The organism is Bradyrhizobium sp. McL0615 (assembly GCF_049993905.1).
In the GTDB taxonomy this organism is placed as follows: domain Bacteria; phylum Pseudomonadota; class Alphaproteobacteria; order Rhizobiales; family Xanthobacteraceae; genus Bradyrhizobium.
Genome location: NZ_CP188254.1, coordinates 3,548,767 through 3,565,437, shown reverse-complemented (window position 1 = coordinate 3,565,437; position 16,671 = coordinate 3,548,767). Strand labels below are relative to the sequence as shown.

Genomic DNA, 16,671 nt, shown 5'->3' with positions numbered 1-16,671 from the left:
AGGCTTTCTGCGACGTTAGGGCGCAGGACAAAGAAGCCGAATCCTAAAAATGCCGCGGTCGCAGCCACGCGTACACAGCTGCGACAAAACTGCTCAACTTCGCGTCAACGCTGACTAGGCCGTTTCGAATTGTCTGGACCGTTACAATTCTGCAACAAGCCTTCCGTGCTTGTCCCGAGGCTGGTCGGTGCGCGACGATCCGCAAACACTTCAAACATTGAACCAACCGGGAATCACGAGAGGCCGTCGCCTGCCGAAGCGTTGAGCAAAGGCTGGCGCTTTTTCCCTACTTACACGCAGGCCTAAACTAGCCCAATATTGAGGCATCCATTCCCTGGGACGTGTGACCACGAATGCTGGACTCGACGCCTGCCGCGCCGCAGATGGGTGCCACGCCGCTGCTCCAGACGGTTGGCCTGACCAAGCGCTATGGCACGTTCCTCGCGAATGAGGCGATCGATATCGATATCTGGCCGCAGCAGATCCACGCGCTGCTTGGCGAGAACGGCGCAGGCAAGTCGACGCTGGTCAAAACCATCTATGGATTGATCCAGCCGAGCGAAGGCGAAATGCGCTGGCAGGGCGAGAAGATGGTTTTGTCCGGCCCCTCGGAAGCACGCGCCCGCGGCATCGGCATGGTGTTCCAGCATTTCTCGCTGTTCGACAATCTTACCGTGGCGGAAAACGTAGCGCTCGGGCTCGACGGCAAGGAATCCTTCAAGGACATGTCGGCCCGCCTTGAGCAAGTATCCCGTATTTACGGGCTTCCGCTCGATCCCAAGCGCGAGGTCTGGCAATTGTCCGTCGGCGAGCGCCAGCGCATCGAGATCGTGCGCACGCTGATGCAAAATCCGAAATTCCTGATCCTCGACGAGCCGACCGCGGTGCTGACACCGCAGGAGGCCGACCAGCTCTTCACCGTGCTCGATCGCCTCAAGGCCGAGGGGCGCGCGATCCTCTACATCAGCCACAAGCTGGAAGAGGTGAAACGGCTCTGCGACACCGCCACCATCCTGCGCGGCGGCAAGAAAATCTCGACCTGCAATCCCAAGACGGAGACGGCGGCCTCGCTCGCGCGGATGATGGTCGGCAGCGAGATCAAGGAGGTGAAGGCCGCCGCCAACCGACAAACCACCGTGCCGCGGCTGGTCGTCAACGACCTCAACCTTGCGCCGGATGATCCCCACGGCGTGCGGCTTCAGCACATTTCGTTTGAACTCAAGGGTGGCGAAATCCTGGGCATCGCCGGCGTCGCCGGAAACGGCCAGGACGAACTTTTCGCCGCGCTGTCGGGAGAACGACTGGCGCAGGACCTCGGCACGGTCGTCATCGACGGACAAGCTGCAGGGCACCTTTCGATCACCCAGCGGCGCAAGCTTGGCGCGGCCTTCGTTCCCGAGGAAAGACTAGGCCACGGCACCGCACCGCGGATGAAGCTTTCCGAGAATGCGCTGCTGACCGGTCATGCCGCCTCCGGCATGGTCCAGCACGGCTTCGTCAATACCGCCGCGACCCTGAAGACCGTCGACCGCGCCACCGAGACCTTCGACGTGCGCAAGGCCAAGCGCGATCCCGAAGCCGCCAGCCTCTCCGGCGGCAATCTGCAAAAATTCATCGTCGGCCGCGAAATCCTGCGCAACCCGGTGGTCCTGGTCGTGAGCCAGCCGACCTGGGGCGTGGATGCGGGCGCCGCCGCCGTGATCCGGCAGGCCCTGCTCGATCTCGCAGCCAGCGGCGCCGCAGTGCTGGTCACGAGCCAGGATCTCGACGAGCTCGCCGAAATCACCGACCGCATCGCCGTGATGTTCCACGGCCATCTGTCGGCGCCGATGGCAACGCAAGATGCGAGCCGCGAGAAACTCGGCCTGCTGATGGGCGGGAGCACATTGGATCAGAAGGAAGCGGCGCATGCAGCTGGTGCTTGAAAAGCGCGCCGAACGGTCCAACACGATCGCGCTGGTTTCGCCGCTGATCGCGATCGGCCTGACGCTGGTGACCATGAGCGTCCTGTTTGCGATCCTCGGCAAAAATCCGGTCACCGCGCTCGGTGTCTACTTCATCGATCCCCTCACCGACAGCTATTCGCTACAGGAGATCGCGGTGAAGGCGACGCCGCTGGTGATGATCGCGATCGGCCTCTCATTCTGCTACCTCGCCAATGCCTGGAATATCGGCGCCGAAGGCCAATTCCTGATCGGCGCCGTCGCCGGCAGCTGGCTTGCGGTGAAGACGCAAGGTACGGACGCCGGGCCCTGGGTATTGCCGGCCATGATGGTGCTGGCGGCCGCCGGCGGCGCGCTCTATGCTCTGATCCCGGCGATCTGCAAGGTCAGGTTCGGCGCCAGCGAAATCCTCACCAGCCTGATGCTGGTCTATGTCGCCGATCTCCTGCTCGACTATCTCGTACGCGGCCCCTGGCGCGACCCGAAGGGCTTTAACTTCCCGACCACCGCCGAGTTCGATCCGGTCGCGACCGTGCCGGTGCTGATCGAAGGCGGACGGCTGCACCTCGGCGGTGTCCTTGCGCTGGTGGTGGTCGCCGCCGGCGCGGTGCTGCTCGCCAAGACCATCAAGGGCTTTGAAATCCGCGTCGTCGGCGCCGCGCCACGCGCCGCGCGCTTCGGCGGTTTCAATTCCAACCAATTGATCTTGCTGACCTTCGCGATCTCGGGCGCGCTGGCGGGCTTGGCCGGGATCATCGAGGTCGCCGGTCCCGTCGGACATCTGCAGCCGGGCATCTCCCCGGGCTACGGTTTCACCGCGATCATCGTCGCGTTTCTGGGGCGGCTGAACCCGATTGGAATATTAATTGCAGGACTTTTTCTCGCACTCACTTTCATCGGCGGCGAGCAGGCGCAGATCGCAATGAAAATCCCGTTGGACGTCACCAAGGTGTTCCAGGGCATTCTGCTGTTCTTCGTGCTCGCCTGCGATTCCCTCATCCTCTACCGGTTCAAGCTCATTTTCGCGTCACCAAAGGTGTCCAGTGGGGCTCATTGAAGCCATCATCCTTGCGGTGCTGGCGGCCTCCACGCCGCTGCTGCTGGCTGCGACCGGCGAGCTCGTGACCGAACGCGCCGGCGTGCTCAATCTTGGCGTCGAGGGCATGATGATCGTGGGCGCGGCCTGCGGCTTCGGCGGCGCCTGGCTCACCGGTTCGGTCATCATCGGCGCGCTGTGCGGCATCGTCGCCGGCATTCTGATGTCGTTGATCTTCGCGCTGATGACGCTGGGGCTTGCGGTCAACCAGGTCGCCACCGGTCTCGCACTGACCATTCTCGGCATCGGCCTTTCGGGCCTGATTGGCTCCCGCTTCGTCGGTGAAAAGATTTCGCTGGCGCCGCATCTCCATATTCCCGGCCTTACCGATATCCCGCTGGTCGGGCGTATTTTGTTCGGCGAGGACGCCTTCGTGTACCTCTCGCTAGCGCTGGTCGTTGGCGTCTGGTTCTTCCTCTACAAGACGCGGTCGGGACTGATCCTGCGCGCGGCCGGCGACAACCACGCTTCCGCGCATGCGCTCGGCTACCCCGTGCTCAGGATCCGGATGTTCGCGGTGATGTTTGGCGGCGGCTGCGCAGGCCTAGCCGGAGCCTATCTGCCGCTTGCCTATACGCCCTTCTTCATTCCCGGCATGACCGCAGGCCGCGGGTGGATCGCGCTGGCGCTGGTCGTGTTCGCATCCTGGCTGCCAGGGCGCCTGGTGATCGGCGCCTATCTGTTCGGCGCGGTGACGATACTTCAGCTGCACGCGCAGGGCTGGGGCGTCGGTGTCCCCTCGCAATTGATGTCGGCATTGCCGTATCTCGCAACCATCATTGTCCTTGTCCTGATTTCACGTGCACGAACCGGCGGCTCGACCGCGCCTGCGGCGCTTGGGACCGTGTTCGTGCCCGACCGGTAACGTGCCCGAAGCGCGCGCGACGGGGCGCCGCGCATCGGGAGAGATGCTTCACCCGTCAGTAAAACGGAGAAATGCATGCGCAAGATTATCATCGCGGCGACCGCAGCGGTGCTCGCCACCGGAGCAGGCCTGTTCGGCGCTTCCGCCGCCGACAAGCTCAAAGTCGGATTCATCTATCTCGGCCCGGTCGGCGATCTCGGCTGGACCTACCAGCACGACCTCGGTCGCCTCGCAATGCTCAAGGAACTCGGCGACAAGGTCGAAACCACGTTCCTGGAGAATGTCAGCGAAGGCCCTGACTCCGAACGTTCGATCGAGCAATTGGCGCGCGCCGGCAACAAGCTGATCTTCACGACGTCGTTCGGCTACATGGAGCCGACGCTCAAGGTCGCCAAGAAATATCCCAACGTGCATTTCGAGCATGCCACCGGCTACAAGCGCAATCCTAACATGTCGACCTATTCCGGCCGGTTCTACGAAGGCCGCTACATCCAGGGCATTATCGCTGCCAAGATGTCGCCATCCGGCGTGCTGGGCTATATCGCCTCGTTCCCGATTCCGGAAGTGATCTCCGGCATCAACGCCACCATCCTCGGCGCGCAGACGATCAATCCCAATATCAAGATCAAGATCATCTGGGCCAACACTTGGTTCGATCCCGGCAAGGAAGCCGACGCCGCCAAGGCGCTGCTCGACCAGGGCGCCGATGTGATCATGCAGCACACCGACTCACCGGCCGCGATGCAGGTCGCTGCCGAGCGCGGCAAACTCGCCTTCGGCCAGGATTCCGAGATGATCAAGTTCGGGCCGAAGACACAGCTCACCTCGATCATGGACAATTGGGGTCCCTACTATACCGAGCGCGTCAAGGCCGAGCTCGACGGCACCTGGAAGTCGGAAGATTTCTGGGGCGGCCTGAAGAGCAAGCTCGTCGTCATGGCGCCGTACACCAACATGCCCGACGACGTGAAAAAGCTGGCGATGGACACCGAAGCTGCCATCACCGAAGGCAAGCTGCAGCCGTTCAAATGCCCAGTCATCGGCCAGGACGGCAAGGAAGTCGAATGCAAGGGCGGCACCCATCTCGACGACGGCCAGGTGCTCGGCATGAATTTTTATGTGAAGGGCATCGACGACAAGATCCCAGGCAAGTAGTCGGGACGCCGCTCTTACCTCTCTCCGTCCCCTTTGCGGGGAGAGGTCGGATCGCTTCGACGGTCAGAAAATTGCGAAAACAACCCCATGCAAAGTAGGAATGGGGCCTCGCGCCATCCGAAAACGCAAGATCTAGTTAGAAATCGACATTGCAAATCTCTGCTCGTCATTCCCGGATGCGCCTCTTGGGGCAGGCTACAGATGTGCAATGGCGCATCGGGGAATCCTTACCCCTGATGCATCGCGCGGGCGGCGGCGCTGTGGCGGCGGATCAGGTCTGATACGTCGAGACCTGGGATCGCGCCATCAGTCACAACCCATTTGCCGCCGACCATTACCCGGTCGGCACGATGCGCGCCGCATAGCACCAGCGCCGCCAGCGGATCGCCGTGACCGGAGAAGCGTAGCTCGTCGAGCTTGAACAATGCGAGGTCGGCGGCCTTGCCGACCGCGATTTCGCCGAGCTCAGGCCGTCCGATGCAGGCGGCAGATCCTTTGGTCGCCCAGCGCAGCGCGTCCCTGTGGCTGACGCGGGAAACGCCATAGCGCGCCCGTTGCAGCAGGAACGCAGCACGGACTTCCTGCATCAGATTGGATTCATCGTTCGAGGCCGAGCCGTCGACGCCGAGACCGATCGAAACCCCCGCCTCCTCCATCTCGCAGACCGGGCAGCAGCCCGACGCGAGAATTTGGTTGCTGCAGGCGCAATGGCTGATGGCTGTCCTGGCCTTGCCGAGCCGCTTCATCTCGTCGGAATTGAAGAAGATGCCATGGGCCAGCCAGGTCCGCGCATGGAGCCAGCCGCATTGTTCGAGATAGTCGAGCGGCCGGCAGCCATGCATCTGTTCGCAGAATTTGTTCTCGTCCTCGGTTTCGGCCAGATGCGTGTGCAGGCGGACGTCGAGCTTGTCTGCAAGGGTGGCGGTCGCGCGCATCAGCGAGGTCGTCACCGAAAACGGCGAGCATGGCGCCAGCGCGATCTGCACCATCGCATCCTCACCGCGCTGGTGGTGTTTCGCCACCACGCGTTCGCTGTCGGCCAAAATCGTATCCTCGTCCTGCACGACGCTGTCGGGCGGCAGGCCGCCATCCTTCTGGGAGCGGTCCATCGAGCCGCGCGTCAGCAGCACGCGGATGCCGAGCCGTTGTGCGGCCGCGACCTCGATATCGATGGCGTCCTCGAGCCCTGCCGGAAACACGTAATGGTGATCGGTCGTGGTAGTGCAGCCCGACAGCAGCAATTCGGACATCGCCACGGTGACGCCGAGATGGAGCGATTCCGGCGTCAGCCGCGCCCAGACCGGATAGAGCGCCTGCAGCCACGGAAACAGTTCGCGATCGAGCGCCGCCGGCAGCGCCCGGGTCAGCGTCTGGTAGAAATGATGATGGGTGTTGATCAAGCCGGGCAGCACGACGTGGGCGCCGGCGTCATATACGGTGGCTTGGGCGGTCGAAGGTTCCCGGCCGCGCGGCACCAGCTCGACGATTTTGCCACCACGGATCACAATGCCGCGTTCGGCGCCGTCGGCGAAAATGGAAAGCGGATCCTTGATCCAGATCGCCTGCGTTTGGTCCATGATCCCACCTGATTTGCGAAGGGCGTCTTGGCGAACACCCTCCCCTTTACACGATGCAAAGACCATCCCAACGGGATTGGCAATTGGCGCTGGTCTTGCAAGACTTCATAGTCGGAGATGCATCTACTTGAAAGCGTTAGCCTATCCATGGACCTGAACACCATTGCCGCGGTTGCCCATCCCACCACGCGGGATCAATTGCCCGTTTGGACGGCAGGCGATGCTTGGCTCGCGGGCGGGACCTGGCTGTTCTCGGAACCGCAGGCGCATCTGACCCGGCTGATCGATCTCACCGACCTGAAATGGCCGGCGCTGACCATCGGCGAGACTGAATTGTCGATATCCGCGACCTGTACGGTTGCGCAGCTCGATGCGCTTTCCTGCCCTCCGGAATGGATCGCCTCGCCGCTGATCAACCAGTGCTGCCGCGCGTTTCTCGCCTCCTTCAAGATCTGGAAGACGGCGACGGTGGGCGGCAACATCTGCATGTCGCTGCCGGCGGGGCCGATGATCTCTCTCACCTCGGCGCTCGACGGCATCTGCACCATCTGGCAGGCCGGCGGCGGCGAACGGAAAATTGCGGTGGCCGATTTCGTCACCGGCGACCAGCGCAACGTACTCGCACCGGGCGATCTGTTGCGGCAGGTCGACATCCCGCTCGCGGCCTTGAGGCGGCGTTCGGCGTTCCGCCAGATTTCGCTGACCCCGGTCGGCCGTTCGGCGGCGCTGTTGATCGGCAGCATCACCGGCGCCGGTGGATTGACACTAACGATAACGGCATCGACCAGGCGGCCCGTTCAATTGTCCTTCGCGGGAATCCCAAATGTGCAGGAATTGCGCGAAACGATTATGCAGCGCGTTGCCGGCGACCTCTACCACACCGACGTTCACGGCAAGCCGGCATGGCGCAGGCATATGACGCTGCGGCTCGCAGAAGAGATCCGCGCCGAATTGCAGGGGGCGGCATAAGTATGACGTTCCAGATCAACGGCACGGAGTTTTCCGAATCTCCCCGAGCCGGGCAGTGCCTGCGGACGTTCCTGCGCGAACTCGGGCATTTCGGCGTCAAGAAGGGTTGCGACGCCGGCGACTGCGGCGCCTGCACCGTTCTGATCGATGGCGAGCCGGTGCATAGTTGCCTGATCCCCGCCTTCCGCGCCGACGGTCACGCCGTGACGACGATTGAGGGCTTTGCGCCTGACGGTGGTACCCACCCCATGCAACAGGCGTTCCTGGATGCGCAGGGGTTTCAATGCGGTTTCTGCACGTCAGGCATGATCCTGACCTGCGCGTCGCTGAACCAGGCGCAACGGCAGGACCTCGGTGCCGCGCTGAAAGGCAACATCTGTCGTTGCACCGGCTACCGCTCGATCGAGGATGCGCTGAACGGCACGAAAAATATCGAGGACGCCGCGGCCGGCATCGCGTTCGGCCGCAGCCTCCCCGCCCCTGCCGGCCCGCAGGTGGTGCGTGGCGCGGAACGCTATACGTTTGATGTCGCGCCGGAAGGTCTGCTGCATATCAAGATGCTGCGCTCACCGCATCCGCACGCGAAGATCATTTTAATTGACATGCGCGCCGCACTTGACGTTCCCGGCGTGCACACGGTGCTGACGTTTGAAGACGCACCGGACAGGTTGTTCTCGACCGCGCGGCACGAATGGGACTGGATGGACCCGGACGACACAAAGGTGCTCGACAATGTCGTCCGCTTCATCGGGCAGAAGGTTGCGGCGGTCGTCGCCGAAACCGAAGCCGCCGCAGACGAAGGCTGCCGCCTGCTCAAGGTGCAATACGAAATCCTGCCGGCGGTGATCGATCCTGCCGCTGCGATCGCACCTGATGCCCCCGCGCTGCACGGCGACAAGACAACCGAAAACCGCGTCGCGAACGCGAGCCGCAATATCGTGGCTGAAATCCATGGCGAATTCGGCGATGTCGCGGCTGCGCTGACGCACGCCGCGGTCACCTATGAGGGAACCTTCACGACGCAACGGGTGCAGCACGCCGCGCTGGAAACCCATGGCGGCCTTGCCTGGGTCGATGCCGACGGAATCCTCAATGTCCGTTCCAGCACGCAAGTGCCATTCCTGACACGGCGCACGCTGGCCGACCTGTTCCAGCTGCCGCCCGACAAGGTGCGAGTGCTTTGTGAGCGCGTCGGCGGCGGCTTCGGCGGCAAGCAGGAAATGTTCGTCGAGGACATTCTGGCGCTGGCTGCACTCAAAACCGGACGACCCGTGAAATTCGAACTTACCCGCGAGGAACAGTTCATCGCGACCTCGACGCGGCATCCGATGCAGGTCACGGTCAAGGCCGGCGCCGACAAGGACGGCAAGCTGACGGCGTTGCAGCTCGACGTACTCTCGAACACCGGGGCCTACGGCAATCACGCCGGCCCGGTGCTGTTTCATTCGGTCAACGAATGCATCGGTGTCTATAACTGTCCGAACAAGAAGGTCGATGGCATCGCCGCCTATACCAACACCGTGCCGGCCGGAGCCTTTCGCGGCTATGGCCTGCCGCAGACGCTGATCGCCGTCGAAGCCGCAATCGACGAGCTGGCCAAACAACTCGGTGTCAACCCGTTCGAGATGCGCCGCCGCAACGTCGTCAAGTCAGGCGATGCCATGTTGTCGCCGCCGGAATCCAAATATCACGACGTGCTCTATGGCAGCTATGGCCTCGATCAATGCCTCGATCTGGTCGAGAGCGCGATGGCCGCCGAGCCGCCGACGCCTTCGCTTTCCGCGGACTGGTTGACCGGGGACGGCATCGCGCTGACCATGATCGACACCGTGCCGCCGGCCGGTCATTTCGCCGATTGCAGCATTTCACTGCGCGAGGATGGTGGCTTCGACCTCACGGTCGGTACCGCCGAATTCGGCAACGGCACCAGCACCGTGCATCGCCAGATCGCCGCGTCCGTGCTGGCGACGACCGTCGATCGCATCCGTCTCATGCAATCCGACACCGCACATGGCGGCCACGACACCGGCGCCTATGGCAGCGCCGGGCTCTTCGTCGCCGGGCGTGCGACGCAGGCCGCGGCCGAGGCGCTGGCCGACCAACTGAAGCAATTCGCGGCGTCATTGTTGGGCGAAAACCCGGACGCATGCAGCCTCGACAACCATGCCACGGTCTGCGCCGGACGCCGCACGCCTTTTGCCATGCTCGCCGCGTCCGCGCGCGCGCTCGGCAAGGTGCTCCGAGCCAGCGGCAATTCGTCAGGCACGCCGCGCTCGGTCGCCTTCAATGTACAGGGCTTTCGCGTTGCCGTGAACAAACATACCGGCGAACTCAAGGTCCTGAAGAGCGTGCACGCTGCCGACGCCGGCCGTGTCGCCAATCCGATGCAGTGCCGCGGCCAGGTCGAGGGCGGGGTCGCGCAATCGCTGGGGGCTGCGCTCTACGAGGAAATGGTGATCGACGACAACGGCCGGGTCATCAATCCCAAATTCCGCGATTACCATCTGCCATCCTTCGCCGACATTCCCCGCACCGAAGTGTTATTTGCCGACACGTCGGACGCGCTGGGGCCGATGGGCGCCAAGTCGATGAGCGAAAGCCCGTACAACCCGGTGGCCGCCGCGCTCGGCAACGCCATCGCGAACGCCACCGGCATCCGCTTCACGGCGACCCCGTTCAAGCCGGACCGGCTATGGCCGCTGTTGCATGAGAAGTTTGGGTCTGGATGAACCAAGTTGTCCTTGACGTAATTCTCCGAGCCCGACAGCGTCCGACTTCATGACGGCAAAGCCGGCGATCACTCGTCGGGCTTCCTGCGATCATACGACCAGCCAAACAGGCCGGATTTACGAACCTCCGGCTCTGGCGGCGGCGCGGCTTCCCTGACCTCGGCCTGCGGTGACGGTGCGGGTGACGCCGGCAGATTGTCGCATTTCATCGAATAGACCAGTTCGCCCTTTGCGGTCTTGCCGATGGGCGCGCAGGGATCGGCGCGCGCGGTTGCGCTCTTGATCTTGGGCGTCAATTGGGTTTGCGCCCAAGCCGGGGACGCAATCAACGCAACAAGCAGCAGCAATTTCTTCATCGGTCGGACTCACGGCACCCGCTTTGATCGGTTGCGCAAGTCTAGTATAACTGGGCTGGATGCAAATGCTGAATATTTAGTCGCATCCGCCTTCTGATTAAGAAATTTGCTCGCTGCTTCGTGATAGCCGCAATCGGAATAAACAATCAGAGCATCGTTATGTGGTGTGCAGCGCTGATACGCGAGGCACGTTGTCTCGCCTCACAGAGCGTGTGAGGAGAACCATTATGCATAAGACCATTCTCACCATTCTCGGCGCCGCACTGATTGCCGGCGCGACAGCCCAGTTCGCTGCTGCCGCCGAGTGTCATCACACCAAGAAGGCGGCTCGCGTGCCGCTCCGGCGAGCGACCAATTCCGCAATTCGAATGCCGCATGGCCGGCCCAGCAAGACCAACCCTACTGGTCGAGCTACTCCGGCGGTTACTCGGCGCCCGCCGGTCACTAGATCCCTGGCGAGAACCAGGAAGCCGGCGAAGCGCGGCGGTCGGCGGGGTTGACGCTCTACAATTTCGTCCTTGCGGCATCTGGTATCCGCTCAAGCAAATGCAGACAAAACTGCTCTACCGAACGCTCTGGCACCGCCGCCGTCCCGCCCCCCGCTGCCGGGAACCGGCCACGGCCTGGCATCGACTTCGACATGTCCTGCTTTGCTCCGCGGCTTCACGTATTTGCCGGTTTGAGATGAAACATCACGCCGGTCTCGACCTCGACCGGACGTCCCTGATTGACGTAGGGCTTGAACCTCCACTGCCGTACGGCTTCCTCGATGTTTCGCCGTTGTGCCGCGGAAGCGCGTATCACGTGAACGTGCTTCACACTGCCGTCCACCGCCACGATCATGCGCACCGGGATCGACACGGCCTTCGCGCCGACACCTTCGGGCTCCACCCGGCTCACAATATTTTCGGAAGCGTAGTCCTTGAGACATTCCGGAACGGGATCAGACACCCCCTTCGTCCGAACCGAATCGAGACTATCCAGTGACCGCACCAGGCTCGCCAGCGATTCGGGATCCCGGCTGGTCAGATTGAATGTCACGACGTGGCAGCGGATCTCGATCGCGAACATCGCGCGAAACAGGCCGACGCCACTGAAATCAATGTGGTAGCCAGGACGCCCTCCAACGCTCACCGACGTGGGCTCACGGTCGATCGTCATGCCGTCGACCGCCGACATGACCTGACGAAACTCGGCGACAACGTTCTTCACGTCATCCGAAGGGTTCGGCGCGAAAAACATGTCTTGCGCCACAACCAGAACCGTTCCGGCAAAATCGCGCTTCGGAGTCCACGATCCAAGCACGTAGTAGCCGGATTGAGAGGGGGGCGGTCCCGCCAATCCCTCGGCCAACTCGTCAGACAACCGATAGGAAAGATTGAAATAGTCGCTGACAAAAACCCCGCCGATGACTTTTCCATCCTCCGGATTTGCCGATTGCACAATTCCGGCGTCCCCGGATGAGGGCATGGTGCCGCGAAGCCCCGCCCCGATCCCGGCGAGACATGCCGCTATGCCCAGATACAGCCAGACACGCATTGTCGCACGACGCCCTTCAGAGCGAGCGCAGATAGTTTATGAGCGCCTGCTTGTCGTCGCGCGACAGCAGGTTGTAGTTGTTGATGACGGCATTGGCTTCCGATCCACGGCTGGCGTGCTGCTGGATTGCTTCGTGCAGATCCTTGGTCCGGCCGTCATGAAGGAAAAAGATACGTTGGCCGACGCCCCACAGCGGAGCCGTCCGGAATTCGTTGCCGTTGGCTGTCCCTTGCGAAACGCCGTCCGCCAACCCCGCCCCCATTTCGTGCAGGGCAAAGTCGCTCAATGGCTGGATCGTCACATTGCTTTGTCCCGTCAGCGGCGATTTCTCGGTCGTAAAGGTCTTGGTGTGACACGCCTGGCAGCCGACATTGGAAAACACCTGGTTTCCGCGGGTGACCGTACCGCCTGACGCGGCGGACGACGACGGCTGCGCCGCTGGCGACCCCGCAGCGGCGGCTATCACGCTTGACACGTCCGCCGTGGCCGACGCCATCATTGTCGATGCCGAGCTCGACGTAGTCGATGCGCCAGTGGCAGTTCCCGTCGTCTGGCCCGCTGCTACGTTTGACGCGCCCGTTGCCTGGGCGACCGGTGTAGCTGCCGCCGACGCCGGGGTTGGCGGCGCAGAAAAACGCATGAATGCGGCAAACAGATCGATGTCGTTCTGGAAGCTCGCTGACGGGCTTGCGGTATTTTCAGAAACCAGCGGAGTATGATCATTCGGAGTGACCTTGAACTGGCAGGCAGGATCGCTCTCGCGCTCATTCTGGAAGAGCTCGTTGGTTATGCCCATTTCCACGTTGTAGGCTTCGCCCGAGAACAGCAGCAACGATTTGTTCTGCGCCTTCCAGCCAAAACGCGCGATCGTTCCGTCATTACCGTTGCGATTGAAACGCCCGGAGATGCCCAGCGCCCGCTTTTGCTGCGCGTTGGCGGCCAGCGACGCCTCAAGCGCGCCATCCGAGATGTTTTCCACCAAGCCCAATCCGAACACCGGAGTCGGAATCCTGAATACGACGTTGTTGCGCGCGAGCTCGGCCGCAAAATTCGGCTGAGCGATGTTGCAGCCGGGCGCATCGGAACGCCCCGTGATCACAAATATACTATGCACGCCACCATCTGGAGATCCATCGCGATTGCGCACGAAACGCGCCTCGCGAATCGGCCCGTTGGCCGTGATGAACGACGGCACGACGTTCTTCGCGCCCATCAAGGTCGCGACCGCCACCTGCGGATTTGTGGCCGGACTCGTGCCGCCAATCGTGGGATGGGAATGGCACCCCGAACAGCTATCGAGATTGAACCTCGGACCGAGGCCGTCCGGGCCGGCGTCGACTTCCTGGAAGACATCCTTCGCCACATCGAAATATTGACGCTCCACGTCGTTGAGACCCGGCAGCGCTCCTCCCGCGCCGGGATCTCCACCCCTCACACCCGGATCGGTCGGCGCGCGCGACGACGCGCCGCCGGAGTTGTTATTCTGCGCGCCGCGGCCCGCGGCATTGGCCGTCACCGCGTTGGTGTCCACATTGGCATTTGCCGCGTTGGTATTTGCGGCAGCCGCGCTTGTCGTCGGGTTTGAAACAGCCTGGGCCAAGGCGGTTCCTGACCATGCGGCTGATCCCAACAATATGACGGCTAAGCCCGCGAGAGTGTGCGCCCGCGCCAACTTGATCGTTTCCATTTGTTGCTCCCCGATGTCCTGAGACGCATCAAGGATACCGTTTGTTCTCGACGATTATTGGACGGGTACTGCCCATACATGTGAAGTCATTATGTTTGCTGCGGCGACGATGTGTCATATCCAATGATATACGACGCGTGCGACGCAGCGTTTCAATCGCGAGCGATGCTGCGGCTCCGATGCGATTGGATTGAGATGCTCTCTAACAAATTGCATCCGCAGAAAACCACTGGACAGCATTTTCACGCACGGTCGCATGTCGCGTCGATGGGATCGGCGACAATGAATTCAGATGTCGTCGGCCATTGCAAAGACAGCGCGGAGATCGGCCAATGCCCCAGCGCCGCCGATCAGTGTCACCGGGATTGGGCAAGGTCATCCCTCGATCCAGCCCTCTGCCCCTGCTTCGATGTCGGTTCTCAATCCGCCCTTGGAAACGCAGACGACGGCGCGGCCTGCGCTCTGTTGCCGTTGATGACACTTCTTCCGCCGCGCATCGATTGCAGCCGGTCCCGGAATTCTTCGGTGACCGCGCCGGCATCGACACTGTTACGAATGAGCCGCGTCTTGATGAAGATGATGATCTCGGATCTGGACTTGCTGCTGGAGGTGTTTCCGAACAAGTCGCCGAGGAACTTGATTTCGCGAAGGCCTGGTATGCCCGACCGCGTCTTCTGGTCGCGTTCGCTGATCAGGCCGGCGAGCAGCACGGTCTGACCGCTGACCACCGAAACAGTGGAGTGGACGCGGCGTTGCGCGATGGTCGGCGTCAGCGTCTGCTGGTCGGGATTGACGACGTTGGAAATCTCCTGGTCGACTTCGAGCCGGATCGACCCGTTGGCGTGCACGTGGGGCAGCACTTTCAGGATCACGCCGGTATTTCGCATCTGGATCGTGTTGACGATCGGTGTGGACGCATTGGAAAGAACCGCGGCCGAGCTCGTGGTAATCGGGATCTCGTCGCCGACCTGAAGCAGCGCCGGCTGGTTGTCGAGCGCGACGATCGACGGCGACGAAAGCACCTTGACGTCTGTCAGGTTTGAAAGGGCGTTGAGGATGACGCGCGGCTGGTTTTCCGATCCCAACACCAGATTCAAGCCCGGCGCCACGCGCTGAAGCAGCGCCGATTGTGCCGCGACCTGGCCCGCGCCCAACAAGCCGATCGAGCCCTTGTCGTTGCCGAGCCCCACATCCTTGCTGGTGAGAAAGGCCTGGACGCCGTATTGCAGACCGTCCGTCAGCGTGACTTCGGCGACCGTCGCATCGATCGAGACCTGCAATTGCGGTCGATCGATATCGCGTATCGCCCGCTCGACGACCCGATAGTCCTCCTGGTTGGAGTAGACCACAACCGAATTATTGGCGGAGTCGGCCGTAATCCGCATGTTCTGAAACCTTCCACGCGGAATATTCCCACCGGAAGTTGCGGATGTGTCGGTCTCGCTGTTCTTGCGGTCCGAGAACGACTCGAACGCGGCTGCGATCGGATTGGCGCTGCGATTGTCGGAATTGCTGCCTGGCGCCGTCGCGCTCCCCCCGGACGAACCGCGGTCGACGGAATCCAGCCGGGACTGGCCGCTCTCCACGCCCGGCGCAATCTGCTTAGTGGCGGCATCCGCGGTCCCGCCGGATCCGACGAAAATCTCGCTTAGAATCTTCGCCACTTGCGTCGCATTGCCGTTTTTCAAACGGAAGGTCCGCAGCGTGGTCCCTGTCGTGTCAGACCTGTCGAGACGATTGACCCATTGCGTGGTCTGGGCCAGCAGCTTGGGGTTCTTCGTTACCACCATCACTGCGTTCATGCGCGAGACTGGCTGGAAGCGGATGATGCCCTGCCCTGATCCGCCTTCGCTGGTTTCGAATATCCGCTCCAGCTCTCCGATCATCGTCTCTGGCGAAGTCGATTTGAGCGGATAGACGCCCACCGACTGGTTTTGCAGCCATTCCACGTCGAAAGTGGCGACCACGTCGAGCGCGGCCTGACGCTCCTCGGTCGTACCCTGGATCAGCAACAGATTTCGCGACTGAACCACGCGAATAGCGCCTGGACGTGACAGAAAGCTCTCGGCGGTTTTCGCTACCGTCGAAGCCGACGTATACCGCAGAGGCACCAGCGAAACGCCAAAACCCGGTTCTCCTGCTCCGACGCTGATCGCGCCAGCGCTGCCCGCCTCGGGAATGGGAACGATTTTCACCAGATTGCCGGAGCGCACGATCCCAGCGTTTTGCATTCGCAAGACGCTTTCGAATGCCGACAGCACGTCCTTGCGCGGAATTGGACCGGCCGACGCCAGCGTCACATTGCCCTGGACACGAGGATCGACGACGAAGTTGAGTCGAAGAATATCGCCGAGAAGGGTCTTCGCGACCGTCTGTACATCGGCGCTGTCGAAATTCATTTCGACGCCGTCGCCCTTGAGAAATGCAGCCTGCTGCAGCGACGCAGACCGCATCTCTGGATCGCGATCGCGCCGCGGTTCCGGCTCCGTGACGGAGCCCGGAAAGATAAAGGGCTGCGTAGATTCCCTCGTCCTGCCGGACTCTCCCTCGCTCGCGAGCGGAAAACGCGGAGTGAAGTCGGTGTTACGGACAGTGTCCGTCGCATCGAGCGGCGCAACGCCCGCCGTCGGCGTCACATTCGACGTTACACAGCCAGCCAGTGCAAAACACAGCGAAGCCGCAATGCATGCTCGTCGAACATCGAGCAGCAAACTCTGCTCATGCAAGCTGCTCACTATGCTACTCCTCGCCGTGG

General features: G+C 62.2%; 11 protein-coding genes. 6 read left to right on the top strand and 5 right to left on the bottom strand.

Features of this window, described 5'->3' with window-relative positions; translation table 11 throughout:
* Nucleotides 1–353: 353 nt before the first annotated feature.
* The 4 genes from ACPPVP_RS16835 to ACPPVP_RS16820 all read left to right on the top strand — a co-directional run bounded on the left by ACPPVP_RS16835 (nt 354) and on the right by ACPPVP_RS16820 (nt 5,059).
* Nucleotides 354–1,925: an ABC transporter ATP-binding protein gene (locus ACPPVP_RS16835; RefSeq protein WP_426536181.1), complete on the top strand. Its 1,572-nt coding sequence runs from the start codon at nt 354–356 to the stop codon at nt 1,923–1,925.
* Nucleotides 1,909–3,000 (top strand): ABC transporter permease, encoded by a 1,092-nt coding sequence (locus ACPPVP_RS16830; protein ID WP_426536179.1) that lies wholly within the window; start codon nt 1,909–1,911, stop codon nt 2,998–3,000. Before ACPPVP_RS16835 ends, ACPPVP_RS16830 begins: the two co-directional genes overlap by 17 nt.
* Nucleotides 2,987–3,904, top strand: coding sequence for an ABC transporter permease (locus ACPPVP_RS16825; RefSeq protein WP_426536177.1), 918 nt, complete (start codon nt 2,987–2,989; stop codon nt 3,902–3,904). Before ACPPVP_RS16830 ends, ACPPVP_RS16825 begins: the two co-directional genes overlap by 14 nt.
* 75 nt (nt 3,905–3,979) lie before the next feature.
* Nucleotides 3,980–5,059: a BMP family ABC transporter substrate-binding protein gene (locus ACPPVP_RS16820; RefSeq protein ID WP_426536175.1), complete on the top strand. Its 1,080-nt coding sequence runs from the start codon at nt 3,980–3,982 to the stop codon at nt 5,057–5,059.
* Between the two features lie 227 nt (nt 5,060–5,286).
* Here ACPPVP_RS16820 and ACPPVP_RS16815 read toward each other — a convergent pair whose 3' ends face one another.
* Nucleotides 5,287–6,636 (bottom strand): 8-oxoguanine deaminase, encoded by a 1,350-nt coding sequence (locus tag ACPPVP_RS16815; RefSeq protein ID WP_426536173.1) that lies wholly within the window; start codon nt 6,634–6,636, stop codon nt 5,287–5,289.
* A 147-nt stretch (nt 6,637–6,783) separates the two neighbouring features.
* On the opposite strand from ACPPVP_RS16815, the gene ACPPVP_RS16810 reads away from it, so the two are divergent.
* Together ACPPVP_RS16810 and ACPPVP_RS16805 are read left to right on the top strand one after the other, a co-directional pair.
* Entirely contained in the window at nt 6,784–7,605 is an 822-nt protein-coding gene (locus ACPPVP_RS16810; RefSeq protein ID WP_426536171.1) for an FAD binding domain-containing protein, read from the top strand.
* Nucleotides 7,606–7,607: 2 nt separating this feature from the next.
* A complete protein-coding gene (locus tag ACPPVP_RS16805; RefSeq protein ID WP_426536169.1) occupies nt 7,608–10,334 on the top strand; it encodes a molybdopterin-dependent oxidoreductase in 2,727 nt (908 codons plus the stop codon).
* A gap of 68 nt (nt 10,335–10,402) precedes the next feature.
* Here ACPPVP_RS16805 and ACPPVP_RS16800 read toward each other — a convergent pair whose 3' ends face one another.
* The 4 genes from ACPPVP_RS16800 to gspD all read right to left on the bottom strand — a co-directional run bounded on the left by ACPPVP_RS16800 (nt 10,403) and on the right by gspD (nt 16,369).
* Nucleotides 10,403–10,690: a hypothetical protein gene (locus ACPPVP_RS16800; protein ID WP_426536167.1), complete on the bottom strand. Its 288-nt coding sequence runs from the start codon at nt 10,688–10,690 to the stop codon at nt 10,403–10,405.
* A gap of 663 nt (nt 10,691–11,353) precedes the next feature.
* Nucleotides 11,354–12,229, bottom strand: coding sequence for an energy transducer TonB (locus ACPPVP_RS16795; RefSeq protein WP_426536165.1), 876 nt, complete (start codon nt 12,227–12,229; stop codon nt 11,354–11,356).
* 16 nt (nt 12,230–12,245) lie between these two features.
* Nucleotides 12,246–13,901 carry a di-heme oxidoredictase family protein gene (locus ACPPVP_RS16790; protein WP_426536163.1) on the bottom strand — a complete coding sequence of 552 codons (1,656 nt, stop codon included), beginning with the start codon at nt 13,899–13,901 and terminating at the stop codon, nt 12,246–12,248.
* A gap of 434 nt (nt 13,902–14,335) precedes the next feature.
* Entirely contained in the window at nt 14,336–16,369 is a 2,034-nt protein-coding gene (gene gspD / locus ACPPVP_RS16785; protein WP_426536161.1) for a type II secretion system secretin GspD, read from the bottom strand.
* Between the last annotated feature and the right edge of the window lie 302 nt (nt 16,370–16,671).

Bases quoted from the DNA above. Each gene is read 5' to 3' on its own strand.
- ACPPVP_RS16835 (WP_426536181.1), top strand. From the start codon at position 354: ATGCTGGACTCGACGCCTGCCGCGCCGCAGATGGGTGCCACGCCGCTG.
- ACPPVP_RS16810 (WP_426536171.1), top strand. From the start codon at position 6,784: ATGGACCTGAACACCATTGCCGCGGTTGCCCATCCCACCACGCGGGAT.
- ACPPVP_RS16815 (WP_426536173.1), bottom strand. From the start codon at position 6,636: ATGGACCAAACGCAGGCGATCTGGATCAAGGATCCGCTTTCCATTTTC.
- ACPPVP_RS16820 (WP_426536175.1), top strand. From the start codon at position 3,980: ATGCGCAAGATTATCATCGCGGCGACCGCAGCGGTGCTCGCCACCGGA.
- ACPPVP_RS16830 (WP_426536179.1), top strand. From the start codon at position 1,909: ATGCAGCTGGTGCTTGAAAAGCGCGCCGAACGGTCCAACACGATCGCG.
- gspD (WP_426536161.1), bottom strand. From the start codon at position 16,369: ATGCGGTCTGCGTCGCTGCAGCAGGCTGCATTTCTCAAGGGCGACGGC.
- ACPPVP_RS16795 (WP_426536165.1), bottom strand. From the start codon at position 12,229: ATGCGTGTCTGGCTGTATCTGGGCATAGCGGCATGTCTCGCCGGGATC.
- ACPPVP_RS16800 (WP_426536167.1), bottom strand. From the start codon at position 10,690: ATGAAGAAATTGCTGCTGCTTGTTGCGTTGATTGCGTCCCCGGCTTGG.
- ACPPVP_RS16805 (WP_426536169.1), top strand. From the start codon at position 7,608: ATGACGTTCCAGATCAACGGCACGGAGTTTTCCGAATCTCCCCGAGCC.